A 26,450-nucleotide genomic window follows, 5' to 3' on the forward strand; every position below is an offset into this window, starting at 1 on the left:
GGCTGACTGAACGGGCCTGTTCGCGAGCAAGCCGGCTCCCACACTGGACTTGCACACGACATACAGGCCCTGTGGGAGCGCAATTTCATCGGTTCTGCAAAAACGCCTGATGCAACTCCTCCAGCGTTTCAAAGTGATAAGCCGGCGCTTCAGCGTTCAACTCTTCAAAACTGCCAAACCCATAGCCCACCGCCGCCCCATCCAGGCCATTGCTGCGTGCACCGATCAGGTCATGTTTACGATCGCCGATCATCAGCGTATCCGCCGGATTCAGCCCTTGCTCGGCAATCAGGTGGGCAATCAACTCGACCTTGTTGGTCCGCGTGCCATCCAGCTCGCTGCCGTAGATCACCTTGAAGTGTCGGGCAAAGTCGAAGTGCCGGGCGATCTCGCGGGCGTACACCCATGGCTTGGACGTCGCGATATACAGCTGCCGCCCTTGGCCACTCAGGGTTTCCAGCAACGGCGTGACACCGTCGAACACGCGGTTCTCGTACAGTCCCGTCACCTTGAAACGCTCGCGGTAGAAATTCACCGCCTCCCAGGCCTTGGCCTCGTCGAAATCGTAGAACTGCATGAACGCCTGCAACAGCGGCGGGCCGATGAAATGCTCAAGCTTTGTCAGGTCCGGCTCGTCGATGCCGAGTTTGCTCAAGGCGAACTGAATGGAACGAGTGATGCCCTCTCGCGGGTCGGTCAGGGTGCCATCGAGGTCGAACAGTACGGTCTGGTAATGCATGAGAAATCCTGAGCAGGTGTAAGTCGATTCAGAGCTGGTCGTAGCCTTCAGCCAGGTGCAGATCCTTGAGCTTCACGTAATTCGCCGCGCTGTAGGTGAAGAAGGCGTTTTCCTTATCGGTCAGCGCACGGACCTGTTTCACCGGACTGCCCACATACAGAAAGCCGCTTTCCAGACGTTTGCCCGGCGGCACCAGGCTGCCAGCGCCGATGATCACATCGTCCTCGACCACCGCGCCGTCCATGACAATGCTGCCCATGCCGATCAACACGCGGCTGCCAACCGTGCAGCCGTGGAGCATGACTTTGTGGGCAATGGTCACGTCGTCGCCAATCAGCAGCGCGAAGCCGTCCGGGTTGAACGGGCCGGCGTGGGTAATGTGCAACACGCAACCGTCCTGCACGCTGGTGCGCGCACCGATGCGGATGCGGTGCATGTCGCCACGAATAACCGTCAGCGGCCAGACGGAGCTGTCTTCGCCGATTTCGACGTCGCCGATCACCACCGCCGAGCCGTCGACAAATGCGCCTTTGCTCAACTGCGGGGTGTGATTCTGGTATTTGCGAAGGGACACGATTAGTTCTCTCTCTGTCGCCGATAGCTGCGGTGAGTGTCGATTGTAATTAAGATGGGCGCATGTTTCTTCCAGCCAAGGTGCCAACCGTGAGCGTGAACAACCCTCTTCTGCAGTCCTACGACCTGCCGCCGTTCTCCACGATCCGTGCCGAACACGTCCTGCCGGCCATTGAAACCATCCTGGCCGACAACCGCGCCGCCATCGCCGACATCCTCAAGACCCAAGGCCAGAACCCGACATGGGCCGGCCTGGTACTGGCGATGGACGAACTCAATGACCGCCTCGGTGCGGCATGGAGCCCGGTCAGCCACCTCAACGCCGTGTGCAACAGTGCCGAACTGCGTGATGCCTACGAGTCGTGCCTGCCAGCCCTGAGCGCCTACTCCACCGAGATGGGCCAGAACCGCGAATTGTTCCAGGCCTATGAAGCCCTGGCCAACAGCCCGCAAGCTGCCGGTTTCGACGTGGCGCAAAAAACCATTCTGGAACACGCCCTGCGCGATTTCCGTCTGTCGGGTATCGACCTTCCGGAAGCCGAACAGAAGCGCTACGCCGAAGTGCAGAGCAAACTGTCCGAGCTGGGCAGCCGCTTCTCCAACCAACTGCTCGACGCCACTCAGGCCTGGACCAAGCACGTCACCGACGAAGCCGCCCTCGCCGGCCTGACCGATTCGGCCAAGGCGCAAATGGCTGCCGCCGCACAGGCTAAAGGTCTGGACGGCTGGCTGATCACCCTGGAATTCCCGAGCTACTACGCGGTGATGACCTATGCCCAGGACCGCGCGCTGCGCGAAGAAGTCTACGCCGCCTACTGCACCCGCGCCTCGGATCAAGGCCCCAATGCTGGCCAGAACGACAACGGCCCGGTGATGGAAGAGATTCTGGATCTGCGTCAGGAACTGGCCCAACTGTTGGGCTTCGCCAGTTTCTCCGAGTTGAGTCTGGCGACGAAAATGGCCGAGTCCAGCGATCAGGTGCTGAGCTTCCTGCGCGACCTGGCCAAGCGCAGCAAACCGTTTGCCGCGCAGGATCTGCAACAATTGCGTGCCTACGCCGCCGAACAGGGCTGCGCCGATCTGCAAAGCTGGGACAGCGGTTTCTACGGCGAAAAACTTCGTGAACAACGCTACAGCGTCGCCCAGGAAACCCTGCGCGCGTACTTCCCGATCGACAAGGTGCTGAGCGGCCTGTTCGCCATCGTTCAACGCCTGTACGGCATCGAGATTGCCGAGCTCAAAGGCTTCGACACCTGGCACCCGGACGTGCGCCTGTTCGAAATCAAGGAAAACGGCCAGCACGTCGGCCGCTTCTTCTTCGACCTCTATGCCCGTGCCAACAAGCGCGGCGGTGCCTGGATGGACGGCGCTCGTGATCGTCGTCGCACTGTCGACGGCGTGCTGCAAAGCCCAGTGGCCAATCTGGTGTGCAACTTCACCCCGGCCGACAGCGGCAAACCTGCGCTGTTGACCCACGATGAAGTCACCACCCTGTTCCACGAATTCGGTCATGGCCTGCATCACCTGCTGACCCGCGTCGAACATGCCGGCGTGTCCGGGATCAACGGCGTGGCGTGGGACGCCGTCGAGCTGCCAAGCCAGTTCATGGAAAACTGGTGCTGGGAGCCGGAAGGCCTGGCGCTGATTTCCGGTCACTACGAAACCGGCGAGCCGCTGCCCCAGGATCTGCTGGAAAAAATGCTCGCGGCGAAGAATTTCCAGTCTGGCCTGATGATGGTGCGTCAGTTGGAGTTCTCGCTTTTCGACTTCGAACTGCACGCCACCCACGGTGACGGGCGCAGCGCCGCGCAGGTGCTCGAAGGCGTACGCGACGAGGTGTCGGTGATGCGTCCACCGGCCTACAACCGCTTCCCCAACAGCTTCGCGCACATCTTTGCCGGCGGTTACGCGGCGGGTTACTACAGCTACAAGTGGGCCGAAGTGCTGTCGGCGGATGCTTTCTCCAAATTCGAAGAAGACGGCGTGCTCAACGCTGAAACCGGCCGCGCTTTCCGCGAAGCGATTCTGGCGCGTGGCGGTTCGCAGGCGCCGATGGTGCTGTTCGTCGACTTCCGTGGTCGCGAGCCGTCGATTGACGCACTCTTGCGCCACAGCGGCCTGAGTGAGGACGCGGCAGCATGAGTGAGGGGCCTGTGATTACCAAGAAGCGCTTTATCGCCGGGGCGGTTTGCCCGGCGTGCAGCGAGCCGGACAAGTTGATGATGTGGAACGAGGACAGCGTGCCACACCGCGAATGCGTGGCCTGCGGTTACGCCGACACGCTCAACGAGCAAGGGCTGTCGGTGCCCAAAGAACTGGGCACGCGGGTCAATACCAGCGCGCTCAAACCGCCAGCAGACAAGAACGTCCAGGCGGTGCAGTTCTTCCCGAATCCAAAATTGAAGAAAAAACCCGACGAACAACACTGAGTCAGTGCCACCTTCCACCGATTGCGGTGGAAGGTGGTAACTATGTACCACCCTTCTGCCGCGCTTCCTGCTTAGGCTGGCACTTTCAGCCATCGCTCAAGGAAGACGCCATGCTCCACACCAACCCTCTTTTACAACACTGGACCCTGCCTCCGTGGTCGGCGATACGCGCCGAACATCTGCTGCCAGCCATCAACGCGATCGTGACCGATAACCGCCAGGTCATTGCCAGGGTGATCACCAGCCAGGCTGAGCATCCGGGCTGGGACGATCTGGTCGTGGCCATCGACGAAACCGATGCACGTCTGGTTGAGGCCATGGCCGTTATCGACACGCTTTCGACGGTCAAATCCAACGATATCGACTGGCTCAGGGAAAGCGCGTTGTGCAGCGTCGTTGCCGCTCAGTACAGAGCCGACAAGACCGCTGACCTGGCGCTGTACCGCAGTTATCAACGGCTGGCGAAGAGTTCGGTCGCCACCGGTTTCGACGATCAACGCAAAGCGTCTCTGGCGAAAATTCTGCGCAAATTCCGGTTGTCCGGTATCGAACTGCCGCTCGCACAACAGCGCAAACTTGCCCGCTTGAATGGCGAGATCCGGCTAACGGAGCAACGTTTTCGAAGTCATCTGGAGCTGGCCAACGCCGCGTGGAGCCAACGCATAGACGATGTCACTCAGCTCGAAGGCTTGTCTGCGGCAGTGAAGGCGCGCCTGGCGCTCAACGCCAAAGAGGCAGGACACGAGGGCTGGCGGCTGACGCTGGAGCAAAACACCTACCGGCAAATCATGACCCATGCGCAAAACCGGGCGCTGCGTGAGGCCTATTTCACAGCCTGGATCAACCGGGCGTCGGATCTAGGCCCACAGGCGAAAAAACTCGATAACGATCCGGTACTCAAGGTGCTGATCGCATTGCGTCACGAGAAAGCCCAATTGTTGGGCTTCGAGAATTTCGTCCAGATGCGTCTCGAAAACCGCATGGCCACCTCTGCTGCACAGGTTGAAGCTTTTTTGCGCCAGCAACTGGCGTTGAATACGCCGGCCCTGCTGCGCGATGCCCAAGCCCTGAAAGCGTTTGCGCACACCCAAGGGATTGTGGATATCCAGGCGTGGGATGAAGACTTCCTCGCCGAGCAGTTACGCCTCCAGCAGTTGAACGGTGCGTTGAAAGGCTTGCGTGAGTACTTCCCGCTGGAGGGCACGTTGCGCCGACTTTGTCTGTTCAGCGAGCGCATGTTCGGGATCAGCATCGTCGAACAGACGACCGCCAGCCACTGGCATCAAAGCGTACGGCTACTGGAGGTCAGTGAACATGGGCAGGTGATCGGGCATATCTATGTTGACCCCTATCACCGCGAAGACGCGGCCGACTTCGCCTTCACCTCCGTCTTGCGCACCCGTCGAATCAATGCCGAGGGACGGCCGTCACTGCCGATTGCTTGCCTCTACTGCAATTTCAGCCCTGCCACCGACGAGCACCCGTGCCTGCTCTCCCATGAAAACCTGCGGGTGCTGTTCCACGAATTCGGCCATTGCCTGCAGCATGTGCTGACGCGCTCGCCCCATCGCAACTTGTCGGGGATTTCCCAACTGGCGCGTGATACCGCCGAATTTGCCGGGCAGTTGTTTGAACACTGGTGCCTGTCACCCGAGTTTCTGGTGTGGCTGGCGGCGCATTACCAGAGCGGCGAACGCCTGACAGAAGCGCGGGTCAACACCGCGCTGGCCGCCATTGGCGCCCACACCAGCCGGACAACCGCGCTGTTACTGATGACGGCGCTGTTTGATCTGGAGTTGCACCGCTCTCATGGCGATGGCCGAAGCATCGAACAAGTGTTCGAGGATGTACAACGCGAAATGCCTCATCTAGGAATGTCGGGGTATCACCGCTTCGCCTATGGCTTTGACTATTTGGTGACCGGTTACGAGGCGTCAGTCTATGCCTACAAATGGTCTGGCGTGCTGGCAACCGAAGTGTTCAAGCGGTTTCAGCGAGACTGGGTGTTCGACGCACAAACGGGTCGGGATTTTCGCGAGGCGTTCTTTTCCCCCGGCGACTCGCGCTCGTTGCTGAGCGCGGCGCAGGCGTTTCTCGGCGAGCCGGTCAACACGCAATTTTTTGCGGCCGCACCTCAATGAATTCTCTGGTCACTTGAGATTGACGGTCTGAAACCAGCTCTTCATCGAGCAGGTGGCGAACGCGCTGGTGCTGCAATCACCATTGGCCAGCGCAGTGCGCAGCTTGTCGACATCGGCCTGCATCATGTAGCGAATGCCATCCTTGAAATGGCCGCTTTCGCCGAAACCACCTTGGGTCATCTCGTTCAAGGCATCCTCTTTGCTCCAGCCTTGCACCACCACGCGGTACATCGCTGCCATCAGGCCGGTGCGGTCAGAACCGTGTTTGCAATGCATCAACACCGGGCCCTTGGCTTCGGCGCTCTGGATAGCGCGCAAAGTCTTGAGCACATCGCTGTCATCAACGTGATTGGTGCGATAGGACAACTGCACTTGATTGATGCCTGGCTCGGACAGCCAGCGACTGTCGGCCTCCGGCAAGAAGTTGATCACCGTTGCCACTTTGAGATTTTTCAACAGCGGCACCGCGCCGCTATCGGGCAATGCACTGCGATAGAGGGTCGGCGACATCTGGAACAGGTTGTATTGCACCTCGACCGGCTGCGCCCACTCCTCGGGACGGGAAGGCACGGTATCAGCCGCCTGGGCCGGGATCAGATGCAGCATGGCGACAAGCGACAAACACAAAGCGGGGGAAAAACGCACTCGAGACATGCTGGGTAGACCGTGTCGGGTTTTTGAAGAATTGAAGCTTCAAGGTTTGCCGGTCAAAGCCCCGTGAGCCGTCTGTCAAAGAAATGTGAATCGGCATCAATCCGCTGAAAAGCGGGTCAGCCATTTCGGCTTTTTTCGACTGAAACGATTCATCTCAATGCTTAGGCTGCTACCATTTGTCACATCATGTTGCAGCTCTCCGGATCATCCCGGCCACGTCGCGACGAAAAATCCTCAAGCCGTTCGCAGAAACGGCTGACCACCCTTAATGCCTGATGAGGTGCCCCCCCCATGTCTGATGAAGATCGAGACAACCCGCGGCGTGAGTTTTTGCGCAAATCCCTGACCCTGATTCCCGTCGTCACCCTGGCCGGTACCGGTCTGGGCAGCAGCGTGCTGCAAGCCGCGCCTGAACCTGCGCCCGCAATGCAACCGGTTCGCGCTGACGCCGACGATTATCAGCCAAGCTATTTCACCGCCCAAGAATGGGCCTTCATCCATGCCGCCGTGGCGCAACTGATCCCCAACGACGATCAAGGCCCGGGAGCGCTGGAAGCTGGCGTGCCGCAATACATCGATCGTCAGATGAACACCCCGTATGCCGCTGGCGCCCTTTGGTACATGCAAGGCCCCTTCAACGCCGACGCGGCGCCGGAGATGGGCTGGCAGAGCAAACTCGTGCCAAAAGAGATCTATCGCCTCGGCATCGCCGCCACGGATCAGTGGGCAAAATCCATCAACGGTAAAGTATTTGCTGACCAAGACAGCGCTACCCGAGACGATTTACTCAAACAACTCGAAGCCGGAAAACCGCAATTCGATACCGTCCCCGCGAAGATTTTCTTCAACCTGCTGCTGCAAAACACCAAGGAAGGATTCTTCTGCGACCCGATCCACGGCGGCAATAAAGGCATGGTCGGCTGGACCATGATCGGCTTCCCCGGCGCCCGCGCCGATTTCATGGATTGGGTGGAACGCAACGAGCAATACCCCTTTCCGGCAGTTTCGATTCGCGGCGAGAGGGCGTGAGCATGGCAACGGTAATGAAGAAGGTCGACGCCGTGATCGTCGGTTTCGGCTGGACGGGCGCGATCATGGCCAAAGAGCTGACCGAGGCCGGGCTCAACGTGCTGGCGCTGGAGCGCGGGCCGATGCAGGACACCTACCCCGACGGCAACTATCCACAGGTGATTGACGAACTGACCTACAGCGTGCGGAAAAAACTCTTCCAGGACATTTCCAAAGAGACCGTGACCATTCGCCATAGCGTCAACGACATTGCCTTGCCCAACCGCCAGTTGGGCGCGTTCCTCCCGGGCAATGGCGTCGGCGGCGCCGGGCTGCACTGGTCGGGTGTGCACTTTCGTGTCGACCCGATCGAGTTGCGCATGCGCAGCCATTACGAAGAGCGTTACGGCAAAAGCTTCATCCCCAAAGACATGACCATCCAGGACTTCGGCGTCAGCTATGAAGAACTGGAGCCGTTCTTCGATTTCGCCGAAAAGGTTTTCGGCACGTCGGGCCAGGCCTGGACCGTGAAAGGTCAATTGGTCGGTCAGGGCAAGGGGGGCAACCCTTACGCACCGGATCGCTCCAACCCGTTCCCGCTGCAGGCACAGAAAAACACCGTGTCCGCACAGCTGTTCGGCAAAGCGGCCACGGAGGTCGGTTACAAACCCTACAACCTGCCTTCGGCCAACACCTCGGGCCCGTACACCAATCCCTACGGCGCGCAGATGGGCCCGTGCAATTTCTGCGGGTTCTGCAGCGGTTACGTTTGCTACATGTATTCCAAGGCCTCGCCGAACGTGAACATTCTGCCGGCGCTCAAGCCGCTGCCGAATTTCGAATTGCGACCCAATGCCCATGTGCTGCGGATCAACCTCGACAGCAGCAAAACCAAAGCCACCGGCGTCACTTACGTCGACAGCCAGGGCCGCGAGATCGAGCAACCGGCGGACCTGGTGATCCTCGGCGCTTTCCAATTGCACAACGTGCGTCTGATGCTGCTTTCCGGGATTGGCAAACCTTACGACCCCATCAGCGGCGAAGGTGTGGTGGGGCGTAACTTCGCCTACCAGAACATGGCGACCATCAAGGCGTTCTTCGACAAGGACACCCACACCAACAACTTCATCGGCGCCGGCGGTAACGGCGTGGCGCTGGATGACTTCAACGCCGACAACTTCGACCACGGCCCGCACGGCTTCGTCGGCGGTTCGCCAATGTGGGTCAACCAGGCGGGCAGCCGACCGATTGCCGGCACCTCCAACCCACCGGGCACTCCGGCCTGGGGCAGTGCCTGGAAACGCGCGACCGCCGATTACTACACCCACCAGGTGTCGATGGACGCTCACGGCGCGCATCAATCCTACAGAGGCAACTACCTCGATCTCGACCCGGTGTACCGCGATGCCTACGGCTTGCCCCTGCTGCGGATGACGTTCGACTGGCAGGAAAACGACATCAAAATGAACCGCTTCATGGTCGAGAAAATGGGCAAAGTCGCCGAGGCGATGGGCCCGAAAGCCATTGCGGTGATTGGCAAGAACGTTGGCGATCACTTCAACACCGCGGCCTACCAGACCACGCACCTCAACGGTGGCGCGATCATGGGCACCGATCCGAAGACCAGCGCGCTGAACCGCTACTTGCAGAGCTGGGACGTGCATAACGTCTTCGTGCCGGGCGCTTCAGCGTTCCCGCAGGGCCTGGGTTACAACCCGACCGGGCTGGTGGCTGCGTTGACCTACTGGTCGGCAAAAGCGATCCGCGAGCAATACCTGAAAAACCCCGGCCCGCTGGTTCAGGCGTAAGGAGCGATGACCATGAAAAATCTTGTTATCGCGACCTTGGCCCTGCTCAGCAGCGCCTCTTTGCAGGCCGCCGAAGTTGATCAATCCTTGATCAAAATGGGCGAATACCTCGCCCGTGCCGGCGACTGTGTGGCTTGCCACACTGCAAAAAACGGTAAGGCGTTCGCTGGTGGCCTGCCGATGGAAACCCCGATCGGCACGATCTATTCGACCAACATCACTCCGGATAAAACCGGCATCGGTGATTACAGCTTCGAGGACTTTGATCAGGCCGTACGTCATGGTGTCGCTAAAAACGGTAGTACGTTGTACCCGGCGATGCCGTATCCGTCCTACGCCCGTGTCAGCCAAACCGACATGAAAGCGCTATACGCGTATTTCATGCAGGGCGTAGAACCGGTGGCGCAACAGAACAAGGCCAGCGACATTCCATGGCCGTTGAGCATGCGCTGGCCGCTGATGGGCTGGCGCTGGATGTTTGCGCCGAAGGTCGAGGGCTATAAAGCGACATCGGATGATCCGGTGATCAGCCGTGGGGCGTACCTGGTGGAAGGCCTGGGCCATTGCGGCGCCTGCCACACGCCGCGTGCCCTGACCCTGCAGGAAAAATCCCTGAGCGCGGCCGATGGCAGCACGTTCCTGGCCGGCAGCGCGCCACTGGAAGGCTGGATCGCCAAGAGCCTGCGCGGCGATCACAAGGACGGCCTCGGCAGTTGGAGCGAAGAGCAACTGGTGCAGTTCCTCAAGACCGGCCGCAGTGACCGCAGCGCAGTGTTCGGCGGCATGAGCGATGTGGTCACCCACAGCATGCAATACATGACCGACGCCGACCTGACTGCAATTGCTCGCTACCTGAAGTCGTTGCCAGCGACTGATCCGAACGATCAACCGCACTCGTACGATGAAAAAGCCGCCAAGGCCCTATGGAACGGTGACGACAGCCAGCGCGGCGCGTCGGTTTACATCGACAACTGCGCGGCATGCCACCGCACCGACGGCCACGGCTATACGCGGGTATTCCCGGCGCTGGCAGGTAATCCGGTGCTGCAATCGGAAGATCCAACCTCATTGATCCACATCGTGCTCAAGGGCGGGACATTGCCGGCAACGCACACCGCGCCTTCGACCTTCACCATGCCCGGCTTCGCCTGGCGGTTGTCGGATCAGGAAGTGGCGGATGTGGTGAGCTTCATTCGCGGCAGTTGGGGCAACAAGGGCGCGCCGGTGAACGCTGCCGATGTCGCGAGCCTGCGCAAGAACGATACGCAGACCACTTCCGGGGATGACCTGGGGCAAGTTACTGCGCAGTAACGAGGCTTGAATACCGCTGACATGGCATGGGTGTTTTTGCTGTGTCAGCGGGCAATTCAACGCGTGGACTGAAAGCCCTTGAATTGCGCAAAGGCATCGGCTAACTGCAGGTAAAGTTTTTTGTCGTATTTATCGACGTCACCATCGCCATCGGCGTCAACGGCGTCTTCGGAAATCAGGTCATAACGACCATTGCCTTCCGATGAAGAGGCGAAGAGCGAGTAGTCGTAGTCCATCATTTCGGTCGCGTCTTCATCATAGTGATAAAACGCGACCTCAGGATTTCCGTCTCGGTCCATATCCGCAATTTCCAGCAATATCCTGATAGCCATTGATCAAGTCCTTTCAGTTGATTTCGCCCGTACAACCGACAATCGTGCCTAGGCTTCTGGACATTAAAGTTGGGGAGAAATCGGGTCTACTGTCAGACTTGACAGGATGTATACCCATACAGTCGTCTGGCCTGAACAATAACCACTGTAAATACTGACACCTGTCAACTCTGACAGTAGACACTCTTCTTTACGTTACTTAGGGTGCAAAGGGACGCAGACGCAATTGTCCTTAATATCGCCCTGGTATGGAGCACAAAGACATGAGCTATTCATTGCTATATGAGTTCAAAGACACGGATGGGGACGGAAAGGCAGAAGCGGTAATTTCCCGGTACAACAATGGAGATGCAGTTAATTCAATGCCCGACGTTGTGGTCACGGCGTAGGCCAATACCGCCAACGGAAAATTTGACACGGTCACCGGAGTCGACGACGTCGAGGGCGACGGTGACGGTGACGGTGACGGTGACGGTGACATTGATGAGGATGACGAATCCTATTATGCCCTGGCAAGCGACCTCGCCTCTGCTTTGGTCGGTTTGAGTACCGTCGGTGCGGGTCGTCTTTACCGATGCATACTTATCTCATTTGGAGACAACGCCTCAGGGAGCAAACTTGGCGACGTCAACATTGGTTTGTTTAATGTCGCGAACTCCGATTTGACTCGCCCGGATTCAGTCGTGACCGTCACAGGTTATGACAAGGGTATGTATAAGAAAGTGTCAGGATCGACGGACGCAGACGGTGATGGCGATATTGATCTGGACGATGAGTTTATTTTCAGAAAAATCGCGGTCTCCTTTGCGTCAATGAGAGATTTTAAAATTTGAAATAAGCGCTGACATGGTTGCTACGGTGTCGACGAAACACTGTCCGACAAAAAACCCTGCATGCGTGAATCATGCAGGGTTTTCTTGCATTTATCGCCGTGCGCCTTACGGATTAACGATACTTGCATAAGCCTTGGCCAGCGCCATCAACTTGGCTTTGTCATCGCCATCAATGTCACCGTCGCCGTCGACATCTTTCTTGTCCGTGCGGATGGTGAAGGACTTGCCGCGATCATCGGATACCGCCACCACGTAAATGGAATCGACCAACGCCTCGGTCGATAGTTGCTCCTCGGCATTCCAACCCAGTTCCTTGCGGGCAAGTTGCATGGAAACAATGGTATTGGGTTCCGATGGACCCGGCAGCATCATTTGTAGAAAAACACCACGTTGATTGAGGTACGACATACATAAAGTCCTTTTAGTTTAAAAATCAGGCATCAGTACCTGAAAGTTGAACAAGACTATATTTGATAATTTTCATATACAACGGAACATATGTATCGCCGGCTTTCCATAGTTATGGCTATTTAAGAAACCTATCAGCAAGCTGCATGGCTGAACGGTACTGGATCACGATGGGCATTACCGGATACTGTATGCATATACAGACCCGAGATTCTTCAATGATCAGCCATCTCCCTCCCCGCGGTCGCGGCACCGCCACCAACCCGCACAACCGTTTCGCGCCGAACCGCTCGGTGGCCGAGGACGACGGCTGGTATCAGGAAGTGCCCGAGACGCAGGGCACCGAGGTGATGATCGAAACCGCGAAGACCATCATCACTCGTAACACGTCGCCGGATTTGCCCTTTGATCGTTCGATCAATCCCTATCGTGGCTGCGAGCACGGCTGCATCTATTGCTACGCGCGACCCAGCCACGCCTATTGGGATATGTCGCCGGGTCTGGATTTTGAAACGAAGCTGATCGCCAAGACCAATGCCGCACAGGTACTGGAAGAACAGCTCGGAAAAAAAGGCTATCAATGCGCGCCGATCAATCTCGGTTCCAACACCGATCCGTATCAGCCAATCGAACGCGAACACAAGATCACTCGTCAGATCCTCGAAGTGCTTTTGCGCTATCGACACCCGGTGACCATCGTCACCAAAGGCTCGCTGATCCTGCGTGATCTCGATCTACTGACCGAACTGGCGCAGCAACGGCTGGTGGCGGTGATGATCAGCCTCACGACGCTGGACGATGAGCTCAAGCGCATCCTCGAACCCCGCGCCGCAGCGCCCAAGGCACGGCTGAGGGCAATCCGGGTGATGCGCGAAGCAGGAATTCCGGTGGGCGTGCTGTGTTCGCCAATGATTGCGATGATCAACGACAGCGAGATCGAGAGCCTGCTCACCGAGGCCCACGCCGCCGGCGCGCAAAGTGCTGCGTACATGATGCTGCGCCTGCCGCTGGAAGTGGCGCCGCTGTTCGAAGAATGGCTGAACGCGCATTACCCGCAAAGGGCGGCGCATGTGCTGAGCCTGATTCGCCAGAGCCGTGGCGGCGAGCTCTACGACAGCCGTTTCGGCGCACGGATGCGGGGCGAAGGGCCGTTTGCCGATCTGCTCGCGCAACGTTTCGCCAAAGCCATCAAGCGTCTTGGACTCAATCACCGCGAGGGCTACAACCTCGATTGCACAGCCTTCTGTCCGCCAGGACGGCAGATGTCATTGATTTAGCAAACGGGCCAATGCATGGATATAACGAGGCCTGTATGAGAACTCATACAGGCCTTGTCTTTATTTACGCAATGACGATGCCACTGTAAGCCTTCGCCAACGCGATCAACTTCGCCCGGTCATGACGGTCAATATCACCGTCACCGTCCATATCGCCGTATGGCCCGACCTCAAAATTTTTGCCGTTATCGCGCGATATTGCAGCAATCTGTTTAATGTCAACCAACTTTTCGGTTATAAGTTTTGTTTCTGGATCCTGTTGTTTTTGTTTAGTTGCAAAGTTCATGATCACCATGATCTCTTTGCGAGGCAGCGAAATTTCCATCTTTTCTAGAAAAATACCTTTGATACTATTTGGACGCAAAACAGATGTCATAAAAAATCCCTTTTTTAATTTATTTGCCTTATTGAACGTCTCGGCACTTCGGATCATACGGGCCATCATCTTCAACGCCATTCAACATCTGTTTCATCAGGTTTCGTATGGTTAACCCAGGGACTGGCTCGGGCCACTGCTCTGCCCTCAATTGCTGAGCGCCAGCGACGCCGCCACGACTTGTCACGGCAAGGGAGGACTCACCCACCTCAAGGCCCGATAAAAATTGCACAGCCCTCTGTCCGCCGGGTCGCCAGATTTCCTAGATTTAGCGACAATTGACCTATGGTTGAGCGGTTGTAACCCTTCCGTCGAACTGCCTCAGTCACGTTTTTTGTGACCTGGAACACACGTTCTAGAGCGTTTGATTCAGTTTGAATTAAGTTTCGACGGCTACCTTGTTCATCGAGTGACTGACGGGTCGGGATAACCCGGATGTTTTAAACAGCCACTGGCTTCACACCGGAATACACGGGAATGACTCCCAGAATCCGCCAAAGAGGATGAATCATGAGTGACAAGGATAAACAGCCGTTGGCTGCGTCGGCGCAAGCCCCTGAGGCGCAATCCGCCGATGCAGCGCTGCGACAGATCGTTGACGGCTTTTTGCATTTTCATCATGAGGTCTTCCCGCAGCAGGAAGAACTCTTCAAGAAACTCGCCACGGCCCAATCGCCACGGGCGATGTTCATTACCTGCGCCGATTCGCGCATCGTCCCCGAGCTGATCACTCAGAGTTCACCCGGCGATCTGTTCGTGACGCGTAACGTCGGCAACGTTGTTCCACCTTATGGCCAGATGAACGGCGGCGTTTCCACCGCCATCGAATACGCGGTGCTGGCGCTGGGCGTGCAGCACATCATCATCTGCGGGCACTCCGATTGTGGCGCCATGCGTGCGGTGCTCAACCCGGACAGCCTGGAAAAAATGCCGACGGTCAAAGCCTGGCTGCGCCACGCTGAAGTCGCGAAAACCATGGTGCACGACAACTGTCACTGCGCCGACGAAAAAGAAAGCATGCCGATCCTCACCGAGGAAAACGTCATCGCCCAATTGCAGCACTTGCGTACCCATCCTTCGGTAGCCTCACGCATGGCGAACGGTCATCTGTTCATCCATGGCTGGGTCTACAACATCGAAACCAGCGAAATCAAAGCTTACGACGCGGATCAGAGTCGATTCCTGCCGCTCGACGGCAGCCATCCGATTCCGGTGGCGACGCCCAAAGCGCGCTTCTAAATCTTCCTAAAAATCTGTGTGGTTTGACGCCGGCCGCTGTTTCAGCGGTTCGGCGAAGCCATGCCTGAAGAAAACTTCGGGAGAATCGCCATGCGTGCGGCTCAATTGAAAGCGGTATTGCCACGGGAGTTGCTCGCTTCAGTGGTTGTGTTTCTGGTCGCCCTGCCGCTGTGCATGGGTATTGCGATTGCGTCGGGATTGCCACCGGCCAAAGGGCTGATCACTGGGATCATCGGTGGTCTGGTGGTGGGTTGGCTGGCCGGTTCCCCTCTGCAGGTCAGCGGACCGGCAGCGGGTTTGGCGGTGCTGGTATTCGAACTGGTACGACAGCACGGCATCGAGATGCTCGGGCCGATTCTGTTGCTGGCAGGTTTCCTGCAATGGGTGGCCGGGCGCTTGAAGCTCGGTTGCTGGTTTCGCGTCACGGCGCCAGCGGTGGTGTACGGCATGCTCGCAGGGATCGGCGTATTGATCGTGCTCTCACAAATCCATGTGATGCTCGACGCCTCACCAAAGCCCTCCGGGCTGGATAACCTCACGGCTTTCCCCGGTGCGGTGGCGCAAGCCTTGCCGTCATTCGGCTGGCAGGCCGGACTGCTCGGGCTGTCGACCATTGCCGTGATGTGGCTGTGGGAGAAATTGCGCCCGCATTCGCTGCGCTTCATTCCCGGCGCATTGCTGGGGGTCGGTCTGACTACGGGCGCCAGCCTGATGCTCGCCTTGCAGGTGAAACGGGTTGAAGTGCCGGCGAACCTGGCGCAAGCCATCGACTGGCTGAAACCTGCGGATCTGCTCAGTCTGGCGGATCCGACGCTGCTGATCGCTGCGCTTGCCGTAGCGTTTATCGCCAGCGCCGAAACCCTGTTGTCGGCGGCCGCGGTCGATCGGATGCACAGCGGCGTACGCTCGGACTTCGACCGAGAACTGTCGGCGCAGGGTGTGGGCAACATGCTCTGCGGTCTTGTCGGTGCGCTGCCGATGACCGGGGTGATCGTGCGCAGTTCGGCCAACGTTCAGGCCGGTGCGACCACGCGTTACTCAACGATTTTCCATGGCCTGTGGTTGCTGGCGTTCGTGCTGTTGTTATCGAGCGTGCTGCAAAGCATTCCGGTGGCGAGTCTGGCGGGTGTGCTGGTGTATACCGGTTTCAAACTGGTGGACCTGAAAGTCTTCCGTGGTCTGAGCCGTTATGGCCGGATGCCGATGTTCACCTACGCCGCGACGGCGCTGGCGATCATCTTCACGGATCTGCTGACCGGCGTACTGATCGGTTTCGGTCTGACCTTGCTGAAACTGGCGTTCAAGGCTTCACGACTGAAAATCAGCCTGATCGATCTGCCGCAACAAGGCGAGATGGAGTTGCGCCTGTTCGGCGCGGCGACGTTCCTCAAGGTGCCGGCGCTGACGCAGGTGCTGAACACGATTCCAACGGGCACGACGGTGCATGTGCCGCTCAATAACCTGAGCTACATCGACCATTCGTGTCTGGAGTTGCTGGAGGAGTGGGGCCGGGCGAATGCGGCGAAGGGGTCGAAACTGTTGATTGAGTCGCGTGGGTTGAAGCGCAGGCTAGAGGGGCGGATTCGTACTACCACCGGGATCGGCACGGCCGGCTAAATCTTCCCGCCTGAACACAAACCCTGTGGGAGGGGGCTTGCTCCCGAAAGCGGTGAATCAGTCGACATTGTTAGTGACTGACACACCGCCTTCGGGAGCAAGCCCCCTCCCACATTGGCATTTGCGCACGCCTTTAAATCAGGCAGCCGGTTGATCCAGCTCCAGGCCCACGCCCAGTCGGCGGCCCATGCACGGCCAGCGTTTCCACGCGGCGCCGGTGTCCGGGCTGCTGAGTTTTTCGCGGTAGGCCTCTACCGACTCCAGCGCAAAACTCTCTTCGTCGAGCATCTCGTCGATGGCGTGATGCACAGCTTCGTCCAGTTGGTTGGCAAATTCCTCACCGATCAATTGGTGAGCAATCAGGTTGGCGACCGTCATGTCCAGGGGGATCAGTGGCTGGCCGAAATGCTTGATGTAGAGGTCGTTGACCTCTTCGACAAAACGGTGCGCCAGATAGGCTTCGTCCAGCAGGCTGTCCAGGCCAACGTGCCCGGCCATGATGGCCGGCGGCTGGAGGAAATACTGCTCGGCGATTTTCAGCACCGGTTTGATCTGCGATTCGATTCCCGCTTCCCTGGCGACTTCATTGGCTGCATCCAGCAGGTCTGGCACTTCTTCGATGTAGGCGGCGACAAAACGCGTCAGTACGCCTTGGGCGTCGGCTTCCGGCAATTGGATCGCCGGATGTAAATGAGGCAGCTTGCTTTCCAGCTGACGAGTCAGCAGGCCGGTGTCTTTCTCATGTTGTTGGGCTGTTTGGATCTGCTCGCGCAATGCGGCGGTGTTCATGAAAACTCCAGGAAACAAGGCAATGAAATAGGGAAGACATAAGTTAGCTGGCTTACGAAAAATGCTAAGACGCATTTGTCATAATTATTTCATCCTTGATGCACCCGCGTTATATCCGTTTGCCACCACTCGTCTGCATCCTTCTCCATTCGTGCCCTCGAACGCAAGTCCCGGCTGTTTCAGTTCATTTACGTCCTCACATTGCAATTTCCAGTCGCTGTCTATACTCGCCATTGAATGGAGTTAGCTGATGACGCCCGACTGCCCACGCAGCAAGGCCCGGCGATTCAAGTTCGTAGTCTGATGCAGCCGCTCCCTTGCCGCAGGCGTTGCGCCTACGGGATAACAAGAACGATAAGGGGAACCCGCAATGATGCGACATCCACACGTCTGGATGGGCCTCCTGTTGTGGTCGATTTTCAGCCAGGCTAATGCGGCCTGGACTGTGAATATGGCGCCTGGAGCGACTGAGATCAGTCACGCAGTATTCGACCTGCACATGACCATCTTCTGGATCTGTGTGGTGATCGGGGTCATCGTCTTCGGCGCCATGTTCTGGTCGATGATGGTGCACCGCCGCTCTACCGGGCAGGTCGCCGCAAAATTCCACGAAAGCACCACCGTCGAGATTCTCTGGACCATCGTGCCGTTCCTGATTCTGGTGGCGATGGCCGTGCCGGCGACCGCCACCCTGATCAAGATGTACGACACCAGTGAGCCGGATATCGATATCCAGATCACCGGGTATCAGTGGAAGTGGCACTACAAATACCTGGGCCAGGACGTTGAGTTCTTCAGCAATCTGGCCACCCCCGCCGAGCAGATCCACAACAAGGAAGCCAAGGGCGAGCACTACCTGCTTGAGGTCGACAAGCCGTTGGTGCTGCCAACCGGGGCCAAGGTGCGCTTCCTCGTAACCTCAGCCGACGTCATCCACTCATGGTGGGTGCCGGCCTTCGCGGTCAAGCGCGATGCGATCCCGGGGTTCGTCAACGAAGCCTGGACGCGCATCGACAAGCCCGGCATTTACCGTGGCCAGTGCGCCGAATTGTGCGGCAAGGATCACGGCTTCATGCCGATCGTGGTCGAGGTCAAAGAGAAGGCCGACTACGACAAGTGGCTCGCCGAGCGTAAGGCCGAGGCCGCGCAGCTCAAAGAACTGACCAGCAAGGAATGGACCCTCGACGAGCTCAAGGAGCGCGGCGACAAGGTCTATCACACCACCTGCGTAGCCTGTCACCAGGCCGAAGGCCAGGGCCTGCCGCCGATGTTCCCGGCACTCAAGGGCTCGAAAATCGCCACAGGGCCGAAAGAAGGTCACCTGAGCATTGTCTTCCACGGCAAACCCGGCACCGCCATGGCGGCGTTCGGCAAGCAACTGTCGGAAGTCGATATCGCAGCGGTCGTGACTTACGAACGTAACGCCTGGGGCAACAACAAGGGCGACATGGTCACGCCAAAAGAAGTGCTGGAGCTGAAACAGGCGCAAAGCAAATGAGCCGGTCTATCGCGTACTTCGTGAACCGGCCGGGGCAGCGCGCCCCGGCCAGCCCCGTCCACTCAAGTAAAGGAGACCGGCCATGAGCGCTGTCATCGACGACCACGGTCATGCCGACCACGCCCACGGCCCCGCCAAAGGCCTGATGCGCTGGGTGCTGACCACCAACCACAAGGACATCGGCACGCTGTACCTGTGGTTCGCGTTTTCCATGTTCTTGCTGGGCGGCTCGTTCGCCATGGTGATCCGCGCCGAGCTGTTCCAGCCCGGATTGCAGATCGTCGAACCGGCGTTCTTCAACCAGATGACCACCATGCACGGTCTGGTGATGGTTTTCGGGGCGGTGATGCCGGCGTTCGTCGGCCTCGCCAACTGGATGATCCCGTTGATGATCGGCGCGCCGGACATGGCCCTGCCACGGATGAACAACTTCAGTTTCTGGCTGCTGCCGGCAGCGTTCCTGATCCTGGTGTCGACCCTGTTCACCCCCGGTGGCGGGCCGAACTTTGGCTGGACGTTCTATGCGCCGCTGTCGACCACCTACGCGCCGGAAAGCGTGACGTTTTTCATCTTCGCCATCCATTTGATGGGGATCAGTTCGATCATGGGCGCGATCAACGTGATCGCGACCATCCTCAACCTGCGCGCCCCCGGCATGACGTTGATGAAAATGCCGCTGTTCGTCTGGACCTGGCTGATCACCGCGTTCCTGCTGATCGCGGTGATGCCGGTGCTGGCCGGGTGCGTGACGATGATGCTGATGGACATTCACTTCGGCACCAGTTTCTTCAGCGCCGCCGGTGGCGGTGACCCGGTCTTGTTCCAGCATGTGTTCTGGTTCTTCGGCCACCCCGAGGTGTACATCATGATCCTGCCTGCCTTCGGTGCCGTCAGCTCGATCATCCCGACCTTCTCGCGCAAACCGCTGTTCGGCTACACCTCGATGGTCTACGCGACGGCGAGCATCGCGTTCCTGTCGTTCATTGTCTGGGCGCACCACATGTTCGTGGTCGGCATTCCGCTGGTCGGCGAGCTGTTCTTCATGTACGCCACACTACTGATCGCCGTGCCGACCGGGGTCAAGGTGTTCAACTGGGCGAGCACCATGTGGCAAGGCTCGCTGACCTTCGAGACGCCGATGCTGTTTGCCGTGGCGTTCGTGATCCTGTTCTCGATCGGCGGGTTCTCCGGGCTGATGCTGGCCATCGCCCCGGCGGACTTCCAGTATCAGGACACCTACTTCGTGGTGGCGCATTTCCACTACGTGCTGGTGCCGGGTGCGATTTTCGGGATCTTCGCCTCCACGTACTACTGGCTGCCGAAATGGACCGGCCACATGTACGACGAAACCCTCGGCAAGCTGCACTTCTGGCTGTCATTCGTCGGCATGAACCTGACCTTCTTCCCGATGCACTTTGTCGGCCTTGCGGGAATGCCGCGGCGGATTCCGGACTACAACCTGCAGTTCGCCGACTTCAACATGGTCTCCTCGATCGGCGCGTTCATGTTCGGCGCCACGCAGATCTTCTTCCTGTTCATCGTGATCAAGACCATTCGCGGCGGGCCGCCGGCACCGGCCAAACCATGGGATGGCGCCGAAGGCCTGGAGTGGAGCGTGCCATCACCGGCGCCGTATCACACCTTTACTACGCCGCCGGAAGTGAAATGAAACGCCTTGCCTTTGTGGGAGGGGGCTTGCTCCCACAGGGGTTCTCGGTTGAGGGCTGGAACCATGGCTGACTCGATTTCGTTGAAGAAACTGGTCACCCGCCTGCTCGGCGTGGTGGTGGCGATGTTTGTTTTCGGTTTCGCCCTGGTGCCGATCTACGACGTGATGTGCAAAGCCTTGGGTATCAATGGCAAGACCGCCGGGCAGTATGAGGGCGAGCAGGTCGTCGACACTTCGCGGCAGGTGCGCGTGCAGTTTTTGTCGACCAACAACGTCGACATGCCGTGGGACTTCTACCCCAAGCACGACGAGCTGACGGCCAACCCCGGGGCGGTCAACGAGATGATCTTTATCGCCCGCAACCCCACCGACAAACCAATGAGTGCGCAAGCCGTGCCGAGCATCGCGCCGAGCAACGCGGCGGCGTATTTCCACAAGACCGAGTGCTTTTGTTTTACCCAGCAGGTGCTGCAGCCCGGTGAACAGATCGAGATGCCGGTGCGTTTCATTGTTGACCGCGACATGCCCAAGGATGTGAAGCACCTGACGCTGTCCTACACGCTGTTCGATATCACCGCCCGACATCCACCGGTGGCTGTACACACTGGCGGTTAAGCGTGCCCGATAAGGAGAACAATAAATGGCAACTCATGAGCACTATTACGTCCCGGCCCAGAGCAAATGGCCGATCATCGCCACGTTCGGCATGGCCATCACCATGTATGGCCTGGCCACCTGGTTCAACGATCTGAAGGCTGCACGCCCGGAATCCCACGGGCCGTACATCTTTTTCGTCGGCGGACTGTTACTGGCGTACATGCTGTTCGGCTGGTTCGGGGTGGTGATCAAGGAAAGCCGTGCGGGGCTCTACAGCTCGCAACTCGATCGCTCGTTCCGCTGGGGCATGAGTTGGTTCATTTTCTCCGAGGTGATGTTCTTCGCCGCCTTCTTTGGTGCGCTGTTTTACGTGCGTCACATCTCCGGCCCGGCGCTCGGCGGTGAAGGCCCCAAAGGCATTGCCCATATGCTGTGGCCGAACTTCCAGTTCACCTGGCCGCTGCTGCACACCCCGGATCCGAAACTGTTCCCGCCACCCAAGGAAGTCATCAGCCCGTGGGGCCTGCCGCTGATCAACACGATTCTGCTGGTCAGCTCCAGCGTGACCATCACCATCGCCCACCACGCCTTGAAGAAGGGCCATCGCGGCGCGCTGAAAATCTGGCTGGCGATCACCGTGCTGCTGGGCTGCGCGTTCCTCGGCTTCCAGGCTGAGGAATACATGCACGCCTACCACGAACTGGGCCTGACACTGGGTTCGGGCATTTATGGCGCGACGTTCTTCATGCTCACCGGTTTTCACGGCGCCCACGTGACCATCGGCACGATCATTCTGTTTGTGATGCTGATGCGGATCATGAAGGGCCACTTCGACAACGAGCACCAGTTCGGCTTCGAAGCGGCGAGCTGGTATTGGCACTTCGTCGACGTGGTGTGGATCGGCTTGTTCGTTTTCGTTTACGTGCTCTGAGAATCAGCACTACCAAGGCGCATGCGACACCAGTTGGCCGCTGTAAAAGCCCCAGGCGATCAAGCCGACGGTGGCAGCGGCCAACGCCACCCGAACACTCAAGGCGATGACCAGGCGATTGGAACTGCTGTCGTCCTTGACCAGGAAAAACAGGCCGCTGAACAGGCTGATCACCGTGGCTATCAGCATCAGGACGATGGCTGTTTTGAGCATGGGAAGACTCCGGGGGACAGGCGATGTGTTTGAGTATAGCGATCACGACGACTGACTTTGTGGCGCGGCCATGATGCGCTTCCGTCCGGGCGTCATACCGACGGTGGTGGTGGCGTTGTTGCTGCCGTTGCTGGTGTCGCTGGGCTTCTGGCAACTGGGCCGTGGCGCAGAGAAAACCGCCCTGCTCGCCAGTTATGCCGAACGTCGTGCCGCTGATCCTATGGCCAGCGGCGAGTTGCTGCACAGCGCCGACCCGGCCTATCGCCGCGTACACCTTTATGGCCAGTTCGATACCGCCCACAGCCTGCTGCTCGACAACCGCCAGCGCAACGGCAAGGTCGGCGTCGAGTTGCTGCAACCGTTTCAGGATCAGCGCACGGGATTGTGGCTGCTGGTCAATCGCGGCTGGCTGCCGTGGCCGGACCGACGCGTACCGCCGCAATTCACCACGCCTACCCAGGCGCTGAACATCGACGCCTGGGTCTACGTCGCCCCCGGCGCAACCTTCCAGCTGCACGCCGACCCGGTCAGCAATACCTGGCCGCAAACCATCACCGCCGTCGAGCCGGCCAGGCTGTGGAAAACCCTCGAGCGCGACGGCTTCGCTTATGAATTACGCGCCGAGCCCGGCCCGGCCAGCTATCAGGCCGATTGGCCGGTGGTTGCCATGGGCCCGGAAAAACACCTCGGTTACGCCGTGCAGTGGTTCGCCATGGCCACCGCCCTGCTCGGTCTCTATGTCTACCTCGGCTGGCACAACGCAAAGGAGAAACACCATGGGAACGGCCATGAATCCACCCAGCATGTCTGAGGCGAAACCTGCCGCCAGCCGTCGTCGCGGACGCCTTCAACTGCTGCTGATTGTGCTCGGCGTGGTCGGCCCGATGATCCTCGCCACCGGCATGTACAAATTGCAGTTCTGGGTGCCGGAAGGTCGCAGCTATCACGGCGAACTGATCGGCAACGGCCAGACCCGCGCCGACCTTGGCGTGCAGGCCGATGAAGAGCGCTGGCAGATGCTGGTGACCGCGCCGAAAGATTGCGCGGTGGATTGCCAGCAACTGGTGTACCTGGCGCGACAAATCCAGATCGGCCTGGGCCGCGATGCCGGCCGTGCCAGCCACGCCCTCGCCGCCGCGCAACCGCTGAGCACCGACTATCAAGCCAAACTCAGCCGCGAATACCCGCAATTGCAGCGCTATCGGCTGGACGCCGCCGTGTTCAGCAAAACGACGGGCGACAAGGTCACGCCGCAACTGTGGATCATCGACCCCCACGGCAACCTTGTGCTGCGTTACGACCCGAAGGTGAAGGGCAAGGACCTGCTCAACGACCTGCGCCACCTGCTGAAACTGTCGAACATCGGATAAGGGCATCGTCATGGCCAAACCTGGATTTCGCCTCGCGCTGTTTGCCACCCTGCTGGCACTGATTGTCGTGCTGCTTGGCGCCTACACCCGCCTGACCCACGCCGGCCTCGGCTGCCCGGACTGGCCGGGCTGCTACGGGTTTATCAGCGTGCCGAAAAGCGAAGCCCAACTGGCCCATGCCGAACGGCATTACCCCGACTCGCCAGTGGAGGCGCACAAGGGCTGGAACGAGATGATCCACCGCTACTTCGCCGGCACCCTTGGCCTGCTCATTTCGATTCTGGCCGGGCGTGCGTGGGTCAACCGTCGTCATCCGGGACAACCGTTGAAGCTGCCACTGTTTCTCCTGGCGGTGGTGTTCGCGCAAGCGGCGTTCGGCATGTGGACGGTGACGCTCAAGCTCTGGCCGCAAGTGGTCACCGGGCATTTGCTCGGCGGCTTTGCGACGCTGAGTCTGTTGTTTTTGCTGACCCTGAGATTGTCCGGCGTGCTGCCGGCGTTGACCGTGCCCAAACGTCTGCAATATTGGGCAACTGCCGGATTGTTGCTGGTGATCGGCCAGATCGCGCTCGGTGGCTGGGTCAGCTCCAACTATGCGGCAGTCGCCTGCATCGACTTCCCGACCTGCCACGGCCAATGGCTGCCGCCCGCCGACTTCGCCAACGGTTTTCACCTGACTCAACACATCGGCCCCAATTACCTGGGCGGACAACTCGACAGCGATGCGCGCACGGCGATTCACCTGACTCATCGCATCGGCGCGCTGCTGGTGACGCTGGTGCTGCTCGGCCTGGCCTGGCAACTGAAAGTGGTCGGCATGACGCGGCTGGCCGGGCTGGTGCTGATCGCCCTCGGCGCACAAATCACGCTCGGCATCAGCAACGTGATGTTCCATCTGCCACTGCCGGTGGCCGTGGCGCACAACGCCGGCGGCGCAGCGCTGTTGCTGACTTTGGTGCTGGTCAATTATCACGCGCGCACCAGTCTGGTCCGGGTCAAGCAGCCGGTGCTTGCGCGCTGGCGCCTGAGCCCACGTAAACACTGCGCTGCGCCCATCACCCTAAAAGGAGAAACGCCATGGCGATTCTGATTGGCGAACGTCCCACTCAGGCGATCTGGCGTGATTATCTGGAACTGACCAAACCAAAAGTCGTGGTGTTGATGCTGATCACCTCGCTGGTCGGCATGTTCCTCGCGACCCGCGCCGGGGTGCCGTGGACGGTGCTGGTGTTTGGCAATCTGGGTATTGCGCTGTGTGCCGGTGGCGCGGCGGCGGTCAATCATGTGGTGGATCGGCGTATCGATGCAGTGATGGCGCGCACGCACAAACGGCCATTGGCTGAAGGTCGCGTCTCGCCAGTAGCGGCGTTGACCTTTGCACTGGTGCTGGCCTTACTTGGTCAGGCGATTCTCCTGACCTTTACCAATGCGCTGACGGCGTGGCTGACGCTGGCCTCGTTGCTCGGTTACGCGGTGATCTACACCGGTTTTCTCAAACGCGCGACGCCGCAGAACATCGTCATCGGCGGCCTCGCCGGCGCCGCGCCACCGCTGCTCGGCTGGACCGCTGCCACCGGCCATGTCAGCGCCGAACCGTTACTGCTGGTGCTGATCATCTTCGCCTGGACCCCGCCGCACTTCTGGGCACTGGCGATCCACCGCAAAGAGGAATACGCCAAGGCCGATATACCGATGCTGCCGGTCACCCACGGCGAGCACTACACCAAGGTGCACATTCTGCTGTACACCTTCGCCCTGCTCGCGGTGAGCCTGCTGCCGTATGTGATCCACATGAGCGGCGTGTTGTACCTGATCTGCGCCCTCGGCCTGGGTGCAAGGTTTCTGCAATGGGCCGTGGTGCTGTACCGTGGCACTCGGCCGCACGCGGCGATCAACACCTTCAAGTACTCTATTTATTACTTGTTCCTGTTGTTCATCGCCCTGCTCGTAGACCACTACTTACTGTTGAACCTATGACTCGAACCCAGAAAACCGTCTTCATCCTCGTCGCCGTGATCGCGCTGATCCTGGGACTTACCGTTAACAAAGTGCTGAGCGGCAAGGGCCAGGGCGACCCCACCGCGCTGATCGACGCCGGCATCATCCTGCTGCCGCAGAGCCGCACCCTGCCGGACGTGACGATGACCGATCAGGACGGCAAACCGGTCGCGATCAATGAGCTCAAAGGCAAGTGGAGCCTGTTGTTCTTCGGCTACACCTTCTGCCCGGACATCTGCCCGACCACCCTCGCCCAACTGCGGCAGATCAAGAGCGAGTTGCCCAAAGAGGCTGTGGATAAGTTGCAGATCGTGCTGGTCAGCGTCGACCCGAATCGCGATAACCCGAAGCAGTTGAAGCAGTACCTGGGCTACTTCGATCCACAGTTCATCGGCCTGACGCCGAACTCGATCGAGGAGCTGCAGAAAGTCGCCAACGCGGTGAGCATTCCGTTTATCCCGGCCGATACCAGCAAGCCCAATTACACGGTTGATCACAGCGGCAACCTGGCGGTGATCGGGCCGGACGGGACACAGCGCGGGTTTATTCGGGCACCGTTGAACAACGCCAAGCTTGTCGCGCAGTTGCCAGTGATGCTTAACCGCAAGTAAAGACACCACGGTTCCCTGGTGGGAGCGGG

General features: G+C 59.1%; 27 protein-coding genes. 19 read left to right on the forward strand and 8 right to left on the reverse strand.

The annotated features are described in order from the left end of the window. Positions 1-85: 85 nt before the first annotated feature. Positions 86-739 (reverse strand): HAD family hydrolase, encoded by a 654-nt coding sequence (locus tag AACY50_RS15345; protein WP_339465434.1) that lies wholly within the window; start codon positions 737-739, stop codon positions 86-88. 28 nt (positions 740-767) lie between these two features. Further along, a complete protein-coding gene (locus tag AACY50_RS15350; RefSeq protein ID WP_339432401.1) occupies positions 768-1,313 on the reverse strand; it encodes a gamma carbonic anhydrase family protein in 546 nt (181 codons plus the stop codon). A 62-nt stretch (positions 1,314-1,375) separates the two neighbouring features. On the opposite strand from AACY50_RS15350, the gene prlC reads away from it, so the two are divergent. From prlC to AACY50_RS15365, 3 genes are all read left to right on the forward strand, one after another. Further along, entirely contained in the window at positions 1,376-3,454 is a 2,079-nt protein-coding gene (gene prlC, locus AACY50_RS15355; protein WP_339538801.1) for an oligopeptidase A, read from the forward strand. After that, positions 3,451-3,741 carry a YheV family putative zinc ribbon protein gene (locus AACY50_RS15360; RefSeq protein WP_339432399.1) on the forward strand — a complete coding sequence of 97 codons (291 nt, stop codon included), beginning with the start codon at positions 3,451-3,453 and terminating at the stop codon, positions 3,739-3,741. The genes prlC and AACY50_RS15360 overlap by 4 nt, the downstream gene beginning before the upstream one ends. 110 nt (positions 3,742-3,851) lie before the next feature. Continuing rightward, the gene (locus AACY50_RS15365) at positions 3,852-5,882 is read left to right on the forward strand and encodes a M3 family metallopeptidase (protein WP_339538802.1); all 2,031 of its coding nucleotides are present in this window, start codon (positions 3,852-3,854) and stop codon (positions 5,880-5,882) included. A 9-nt stretch (positions 5,883-5,891) separates the two neighbouring features. Here the strand turns inward: AACY50_RS15365 and AACY50_RS15370 are convergent, their stop codons facing one another. Next, positions 5,892-6,536, reverse strand: coding sequence for a phosphatase domain-containing protein (locus tag AACY50_RS15370; protein WP_339538803.1), 645 nt, complete (start codon positions 6,534-6,536; stop codon positions 5,892-5,894). Between the two features lie 291 nt (positions 6,537-6,827). Between AACY50_RS15370 and AACY50_RS15375 the strand changes: the two genes are divergently transcribed. From AACY50_RS15375 to AACY50_RS15385, 3 genes are read left to right on the forward strand one after another with little or no spacing between them, the layout of a single operon-like run. After that, entirely contained in the window at positions 6,828-7,565 is a 738-nt protein-coding gene (locus AACY50_RS15375) for a gluconate 2-dehydrogenase subunit 3 family protein (RefSeq protein WP_339494994.1), read from the forward strand. Positions 7,566-7,567: 2 nt separating this feature from the next. After that, the gene (locus tag AACY50_RS15380) at positions 7,568-9,352 is read left to right on the forward strand and encodes a GMC family oxidoreductase (RefSeq protein WP_339432395.1); all 1,785 of its coding nucleotides are present in this window, start codon (positions 7,568-7,570) and stop codon (positions 9,350-9,352) included. 12 nt (positions 9,353-9,364) lie between these two features. After that, positions 9,365-10,663 carry a c-type cytochrome gene (locus tag AACY50_RS15385; RefSeq protein ID WP_339538804.1) on the forward strand — a complete coding sequence of 433 codons (1,299 nt, stop codon included), beginning with the start codon at positions 9,365-9,367 and terminating at the stop codon, positions 10,661-10,663. A 56-nt stretch (positions 10,664-10,719) separates the two neighbouring features. Here the strand turns inward: AACY50_RS15385 and AACY50_RS15390 are convergent, their stop codons facing one another. Next, the gene (locus AACY50_RS15390; RefSeq protein WP_221732296.1) at positions 10,720-10,995 is read right to left on the reverse strand and encodes a hypothetical protein; all 276 of its coding nucleotides are present in this window, start codon (positions 10,993-10,995) and stop codon (positions 10,720-10,722) included. Positions 10,996-11,678: 683 nt separating this feature from the next. Between AACY50_RS15390 and AACY50_RS15395 the strand changes: the two genes are divergently transcribed. Continuing rightward, positions 11,679-11,828 (forward strand): hypothetical protein, encoded by a 150-nt coding sequence (locus AACY50_RS15395; RefSeq protein WP_339508058.1) that lies wholly within the window; start codon positions 11,679-11,681, stop codon positions 11,826-11,828. 105 nt (positions 11,829-11,933) lie between these two features. On the opposite strand, the gene AACY50_RS15400 is transcribed toward AACY50_RS15395, so the two are convergent. Beyond that, on the reverse strand, positions 11,934-12,236 hold the full coding sequence (locus AACY50_RS15400) for a hypothetical protein (protein ID WP_339538805.1): 303 nt from the start codon (positions 12,234-12,236) through the stop codon (positions 11,934-11,936). A 218-nt stretch (positions 12,237-12,454) separates the two neighbouring features. On the opposite strand from AACY50_RS15400, the gene AACY50_RS15405 reads away from it, so the two are divergent. Then, complete coding sequence (locus AACY50_RS15405; protein WP_339538806.1) at positions 12,455-13,513, forward strand: PA0069 family radical SAM protein; 1,059 nt, start codon at positions 12,455-12,457, stop codon at positions 13,511-13,513. A 64-nt stretch (positions 13,514-13,577) separates the two neighbouring features. Here AACY50_RS15405 and AACY50_RS15410 read toward each other — a convergent pair whose 3' ends face one another. Beyond that, positions 13,578-13,970 carry a hypothetical protein gene (locus AACY50_RS15410; protein ID WP_339465423.1) on the reverse strand — a complete coding sequence of 131 codons (393 nt, stop codon included), beginning with the start codon at positions 13,968-13,970 and terminating at the stop codon, positions 13,578-13,580. A 429-nt stretch (positions 13,971-14,399) separates the two neighbouring features. Between AACY50_RS15410 and AACY50_RS15415 the strand changes: the two genes are divergently transcribed. Then, positions 14,400-15,128 carry a carbonic anhydrase gene (locus AACY50_RS15415; protein WP_221732291.1) on the forward strand — a complete coding sequence of 243 codons (729 nt, stop codon included), beginning with the start codon at positions 14,400-14,402 and terminating at the stop codon, positions 15,126-15,128. A 90-nt stretch (positions 15,129-15,218) separates the two neighbouring features. Continuing rightward, positions 15,219-16,745 (forward strand): SulP family inorganic anion transporter, encoded by a 1,527-nt coding sequence (locus tag AACY50_RS15420; protein WP_339538807.1) that lies wholly within the window; start codon positions 15,219-15,221, stop codon positions 16,743-16,745. 138 nt (positions 16,746-16,883) lie between these two features. Here the strand turns inward: AACY50_RS15420 and AACY50_RS15425 are convergent, their stop codons facing one another. Then, positions 16,884-17,534 (reverse strand): hypothetical protein, encoded by a 651-nt coding sequence (locus tag AACY50_RS15425; RefSeq protein ID WP_339432388.1) that lies wholly within the window; start codon positions 17,532-17,534, stop codon positions 16,884-16,886. 370 nt (positions 17,535-17,904) lie between these two features. Between AACY50_RS15425 and coxB the strand changes: the two genes are divergently transcribed. The 4 genes from coxB to AACY50_RS15445 all read left to right on the forward strand — a co-directional run bounded on the left by coxB (position 17,905) and on the right by AACY50_RS15445 (position 22,229). After that, entirely contained in the window at positions 17,905-19,032 is a 1,128-nt protein-coding gene (gene coxB / locus AACY50_RS15430) for a cytochrome c oxidase subunit II (protein WP_221732288.1), read from the forward strand. Between the two features lie 82 nt (positions 19,033-19,114). Then, complete coding sequence (gene ctaD, locus AACY50_RS15435) at positions 19,115-20,701, forward strand: cytochrome c oxidase subunit I (RefSeq protein WP_339432386.1); 1,587 nt, start codon at positions 19,115-19,117, stop codon at positions 20,699-20,701. Positions 20,702-20,764: 63 nt separating this feature from the next. Next, complete coding sequence (locus tag AACY50_RS15440) at positions 20,765-21,316, forward strand: cytochrome c oxidase assembly protein (protein ID WP_339432385.1); 552 nt, start codon at positions 20,765-20,767, stop codon at positions 21,314-21,316. A gap of 25 nt (positions 21,317-21,341) precedes the next feature. Further along, positions 21,342-22,229, forward strand: a complete 888-nt coding sequence (locus AACY50_RS15445; RefSeq protein ID WP_339432384.1) for a cytochrome c oxidase subunit 3 — start codon at positions 21,342-21,344, stop codon at positions 22,227-22,229. 9 nt (positions 22,230-22,238) lie between these two features. Here AACY50_RS15445 and AACY50_RS15450 read toward each other — a convergent pair whose 3' ends face one another. Next, a complete protein-coding gene (locus tag AACY50_RS15450) occupies positions 22,239-22,442 on the reverse strand; it encodes a twin transmembrane helix small protein (protein WP_007911731.1) in 204 nt (67 codons plus the stop codon). Between the two features lie 70 nt (positions 22,443-22,512). Here AACY50_RS15450 and AACY50_RS15455 point away from each other — a divergent pair, with 70 nt between their 5' ends. Genes AACY50_RS15455 through AACY50_RS15475 form a run of 5 tightly spaced genes read left to right on the forward strand, consistent with a single transcriptional unit; the run spans position 22,513 to position 26,421 of the window. Continuing rightward, positions 22,513-23,253, forward strand: a complete 741-nt coding sequence (locus AACY50_RS15455) for an SURF1 family protein (protein WP_339538808.1) — start codon at positions 22,513-22,515, stop codon at positions 23,251-23,253. Further along, positions 23,219-23,812, forward strand: a complete 594-nt coding sequence (locus AACY50_RS15460; protein ID WP_339465419.1) for a hypothetical protein — start codon at positions 23,219-23,221, stop codon at positions 23,810-23,812. Before AACY50_RS15455 ends, AACY50_RS15460 begins: the two co-directional genes overlap by 35 nt. A 10-nt stretch (positions 23,813-23,822) precedes the next feature. Further along, positions 23,823-24,902 (forward strand): COX15/CtaA family protein, encoded by a 1,080-nt coding sequence (locus AACY50_RS15465; protein WP_339538809.1) that lies wholly within the window; start codon positions 23,823-23,825, stop codon positions 24,900-24,902. Then, entirely contained in the window at positions 24,890-25,789 is a 900-nt protein-coding gene (cyoE, locus tag AACY50_RS15470; protein ID WP_339465418.1) for a heme o synthase, read from the forward strand. Before AACY50_RS15465 ends, cyoE begins: the two co-directional genes overlap by 13 nt. Beyond that, the gene (locus tag AACY50_RS15475) at positions 25,786-26,421 is read left to right on the forward strand and encodes an SCO family protein (RefSeq protein WP_339432379.1); all 636 of its coding nucleotides are present in this window, start codon (positions 25,786-25,788) and stop codon (positions 26,419-26,421) included. Before cyoE ends, AACY50_RS15475 begins: the two co-directional genes overlap by 4 nt. Positions 26,422-26,450 lie beyond the last annotated feature (29 nt).

The sequence above is a fragment of the Pseudomonas sp. RA_15y_Pfl2_54 genome (genome assembly GCF_963971015.1).
GTDB lineage: Bacteria > Pseudomonadota > Gammaproteobacteria > Pseudomonadales > Pseudomonadaceae > Aquipseudomonas > Aquipseudomonas baetica_A.

Coding starts and splice junctions, on each gene's coding strand:
- AACY50_RS15345 (WP_339465434.1), bottom strand. CDS start 739: ATGCATTACCAGACCGTACTGTTCGACCTCGATGGCACCCTGACCGAC.
- prlC (WP_339538801.1), top strand. CDS start 1,376: ATGTTTCTTCCAGCCAAGGTGCCAACCGTGAGCGTGAACAACCCTCTT.
- AACY50_RS15360 (WP_339432399.1), top strand. CDS start 3,451: ATGAGTGAGGGGCCTGTGATTACCAAGAAGCGCTTTATCGCCGGGGCG.
- AACY50_RS15365 (WP_339538802.1), top strand. CDS start 3,852: ATGCTCCACACCAACCCTCTTTTACAACACTGGACCCTGCCTCCGTGG.
- AACY50_RS15370 (WP_339538803.1), bottom strand. CDS start 6,536: ATGTCTCGAGTGCGTTTTTCCCCCGCTTTGTGTTTGTCGCTTGTCGCC.
- AACY50_RS15375 (WP_339494994.1), top strand. CDS start 6,828: ATGTCTGATGAAGATCGAGACAACCCGCGGCGTGAGTTTTTGCGCAAA.
- AACY50_RS15380 (WP_339432395.1), top strand. CDS start 7,568: ATGGCAACGGTAATGAAGAAGGTCGACGCCGTGATCGTCGGTTTCGGC.
- AACY50_RS15385 (WP_339538804.1), top strand. CDS start 9,365: ATGAAAAATCTTGTTATCGCGACCTTGGCCCTGCTCAGCAGCGCCTCT.
- AACY50_RS15390 (WP_221732296.1), bottom strand. CDS start 10,995: ATGGCTATCAGGATATTGCTGGAAATTGCGGATATGGACCGAGACGGA.
- AACY50_RS15400 (WP_339538805.1), bottom strand. CDS start 12,236: ATGTCGTACCTCAATCAACGTGGTGTTTTTCTACAAATGATGCTGCCG.
- AACY50_RS15405 (WP_339538806.1), top strand. CDS start 12,455: ATGATCAGCCATCTCCCTCCCCGCGGTCGCGGCACCGCCACCAACCCG.
- AACY50_RS15410 (WP_339465423.1), bottom strand. CDS start 13,970: ATGGCGTTGAAGATGATGGCCCGTATGATCCGAAGTGCCGAGACGTTC.
- AACY50_RS15415 (WP_221732291.1), top strand. CDS start 14,400: ATGAGTGACAAGGATAAACAGCCGTTGGCTGCGTCGGCGCAAGCCCCT.
- AACY50_RS15420 (WP_339538807.1), top strand. CDS start 15,219: ATGCGTGCGGCTCAATTGAAAGCGGTATTGCCACGGGAGTTGCTCGCT.
- AACY50_RS15425 (WP_339432388.1), bottom strand. CDS start 17,534: ATGAACACCGCCGCATTGCGCGAGCAGATCCAAACAGCCCAACAACAT.
- coxB (WP_221732288.1), top strand. CDS start 17,905: ATGATGCGACATCCACACGTCTGGATGGGCCTCCTGTTGTGGTCGATT.
- ctaD (WP_339432386.1), top strand. CDS start 19,115: ATGAGCGCTGTCATCGACGACCACGGTCATGCCGACCACGCCCACGGC.
- AACY50_RS15440 (WP_339432385.1), top strand. CDS start 20,765: ATGGCTGACTCGATTTCGTTGAAGAAACTGGTCACCCGCCTGCTCGGC.
- AACY50_RS15445 (WP_339432384.1), top strand. CDS start 21,342: ATGGCAACTCATGAGCACTATTACGTCCCGGCCCAGAGCAAATGGCCG.
- AACY50_RS15450 (WP_007911731.1), bottom strand. CDS start 22,442: ATGCTCAAAACAGCCATCGTCCTGATGCTGATAGCCACGGTGATCAGC.
- AACY50_RS15455 (WP_339538808.1), top strand. CDS start 22,513: ATGATGCGCTTCCGTCCGGGCGTCATACCGACGGTGGTGGTGGCGTTG.
- AACY50_RS15460 (WP_339465419.1), top strand. CDS start 23,219: ATGGGAACGGCCATGAATCCACCCAGCATGTCTGAGGCGAAACCTGCC.
- AACY50_RS15465 (WP_339538809.1), top strand. CDS start 23,823: ATGGCCAAACCTGGATTTCGCCTCGCGCTGTTTGCCACCCTGCTGGCA.
- cyoE (WP_339465418.1), top strand. CDS start 24,890: ATGGCGATTCTGATTGGCGAACGTCCCACTCAGGCGATCTGGCGTGAT.
- AACY50_RS15475 (WP_339432379.1), top strand. CDS start 25,786: ATGACTCGAACCCAGAAAACCGTCTTCATCCTCGTCGCCGTGATCGCG.